Genomic DNA, 2597 nt, shown 5'->3' with positions numbered 1-2597 from the left:
CCGCCGGTCAGCTCTTCGGCGGGACCTGCGGGACCGGCAGCAGCAGGGCGCCGAACGCGCCCGCCGGGACCGCCGGCTGCCGCGGGGGCACGGGGCGAAGGCGGGTGTACGGGCGGTCCTGGGCGGGCCGGGGGTCCTCCTCGCCCTTGTTGGGCCACAGCGCCATCGCACGCTCCGCCTGCGCCGTGATCGTCAGCGACGGGTTCACGCCGAGGTTCGCGGAGACCGCCGAGCCGTCCACGACGGAGATCCCGGGGTGGCCGTACAGCCGGTGGTACGGGTCGATGACGCCGTGCTCGGCGTCCTCGCCGATCGGGCAGCCGCCGAGGAAGTGCGCGGTCAGCGGCTTGCCCATCAGCTCGCCGAGGTTCGTGCCCGGCAGGCCGCCGATCTGCTCGGCGAGCTGCCGCGCCGCCTCCGCGCCCTCCGGCAGGTGCACCGGGTTGGGCGCCCCGTGGCCCTGGCGGGCCGTGAGCAGGCCCTTGCCGAGGCCCTTGTCCTTCAGGTGGGTGGTCAGCGAGTTGTCGTGGGTCTGCATGACGAGCCCGATGATGGTCCGCTCGGACCACCGGTACGTCGTGGCCGTCCGCGCGACGAGCACCGGGTGGCGCAGGTACGCGCCGATCACGCGCAGCGCCTTCGGCAGCTTCCCCTCGGGCTTGAACTGCGGGACGCACAGCAGCGCCATCGCGTTGGAGCCCTTGCCGTAGCGGACGTTCTCGATGTGCGTGGTGGCGTTGGGGTGGATCGAGGACGTGATGGCCACGCCCTTGGTGAAGTCCAGCTCGCCCGCGCCGCGCTTCTTGCGGTACGTCCGCGGGAAGGTCACGGCGCCCACCAGCGCCTCGGAGTTGGTGCGGGTCAGCTCGCCGAGGCGCGGGGAGAGCCCGGGCAGCCGGCCGGTGGCCTTCATGCGGTGCAGCAGGGTCTGCGTGCCGTACGTGCCCGCCGCGACCACCACGCGATCGCAGCGCAGCACCTCCCGCTTGCCGCGGCGGCGCTTGTTCGTGGCCGCGGTGGTCACCTCGTAGCCGCCGCCGGCGACCTCGCGCACGTCGACGGCGGTGGTGAGCGGGTGGATGACGGCGCCGCGCCGCTCGGCGAGGTAGAGGTAGTTCTCCGTCAGGGTGTTCTTCGCGCCGTAGCGGCAGCCGGTCATGCACGAGCCGCACTGCAGGCACGCGGCGCGCTCCGGGCCGGCGCCGCCGAAGTACGGGTCGGGGACGGTCTCCCCGGGGGCGGCCTTGCTCTCGCCGCCGGCGTCGCGCCCGTCGCCGTAGAAGACGCCGACGGGGGTGAGCCGGAAGGAGTCGCCGACGCCCATGCGCTCGGCGGTGGCCTTCAGGTACGTGTCCGCCTCGGTGGTCGTGGGGTTCTCCCGGACGCCGAGCATCCGCTGCGCCTGGTCGTAGTACGGGGCCAGCTCCTCCTGCCAGTCGGTGATGTGGCCCCACTGCCGGTCCTGGAAGAAGGCGGGCGGCGGCACGTAGAGGGTGTTGGCGTAGTTGAGCGAGCCGCCGCCCACGCCGGCGCCGGCGAGCACCATGACGTTGCTGAGCAGGTGGATGCGCTGGATGCCGTAGAGGCCGAGGGCGGGGGCCCACAGGTAGTCGCGCAGCCGCCAGGAGTTCTTGGGGAGTTCCTCGCGGGAGAATCTGCGTCCGGCCTCCAGTACGCCGACCTTGTAGCCCTTCTCGGTCAGCCGCAGGGCGGCCACCGAGCCGCCGAAGCCGGAACCGATGACGATCACGTCGTACGAGCTCATCGCTGGCCGCTCCTCGCACCCGTCGCTGCGCAACCTACTTGACAGTAGACTTACCTACCCGTAGGGAGTTGGCAATGGCCCCGACATCATCCGCCCGCCGCGCCGCGCCGTCCACTCGCCCCGGCGCTCACACCCAGCTGTCGACGTGCAGGCTCCACCGTCCGGGGCGGCCCGTGAGGATGATCGTCGACAGCGGCATCACGTCGATGTGCCAGTACGAGGCGGGCGGCGCCTTCAGCGCGTAGACCAGCGCGGCCCGCATGACCGACGGCTCGGTGACGGCCAGGACGTGGGTGCCGTCGTCCACCGGGCGGGTGTCCAGCCAGCCCCCTATCCGCTGGATGAACGCGATCAGCGGCTCCCCGCCGTGCGGTGCCGCGTGCGGATCCGCGAGCCAGGCGTCCACGTCGCGCGGCTCCGTCATCATCACCTCCTCCAGCGTGCGGCCCCGCCACCGGCCCATGTCGCAGTCGCGCAGCGCGAGTTGGGCCAGCGGTGCGAGGCCGAGCATCCGGCCGGTCTCGCGGGAGCGCTGCGTGGGCGAGCAGTACCGCAACTCGGCGGCGGCCAGCGGGGAGAACACCGGAACGGCGCGCTCGGCCAGCACCCAGCCGGCCGCGTCCAGTGGCCGGTCGTCGTCGAAGCGCTCCGCGAGCCGCGAGGAGTTGCGGGCCGCGGCGAGCAACGTGAGACGAACGTTCATGCGGTGATGGTAGGAGCGCGGTCAGGCTCTGCCCAGAGCCATCCACTGGGTCGGATCGGCCAGCGGTGCGAAGCCGAACCTCGCGTAGACCCCGTGCGCGTCGCCGGTCGCCAGCAGGACGCGGCCCAG

2 protein-coding genes and 1 pseudogene are annotated in these 2597 nt (G+C 72.8%); all 3 read right to left on the bottom strand.

From position 1 onward, the window contains the following. Positions 1 to 7 precede the first annotated feature (7 nt). Positions 8 to 1765 carry a GMC oxidoreductase gene (locus tag H5J30_RS26680; RefSeq protein WP_181789882.1) on the bottom strand — a complete coding sequence of 586 codons (1758 nt, stop codon included), beginning with the start codon at positions 1763 to 1765 and terminating at the stop codon, positions 8 to 10. Between the two features lie 127 nt (positions 1766 to 1892). After that, positions 1893 to 2468: a histidine phosphatase family protein gene (locus H5J30_RS26675; protein WP_181789881.1), complete on the bottom strand. Its 576-nt coding sequence runs from the start codon at positions 2466 to 2468 to the stop codon at positions 1893 to 1895. 21 nt (positions 2469 to 2489) lie between these two features. Further along, positions 2490 to 2597, bottom strand: a pseudogene (locus tag H5J30_RS36975) (GNAT family N-acetyltransferase); the annotation flags it as partial.

This window comes from Streptomyces phytophilus, assembly GCF_013870535.1.
In the GTDB taxonomy this organism is placed as follows: Bacteria; Actinomycetota; Actinomycetes; order Streptomycetales; family Streptomycetaceae; genus Streptomyces; species Streptomyces phytophilus.
Note: the sequence above shows the minus strand (reverse complement) of the source record. Positions and strands in the feature narration are given on the sequence as shown.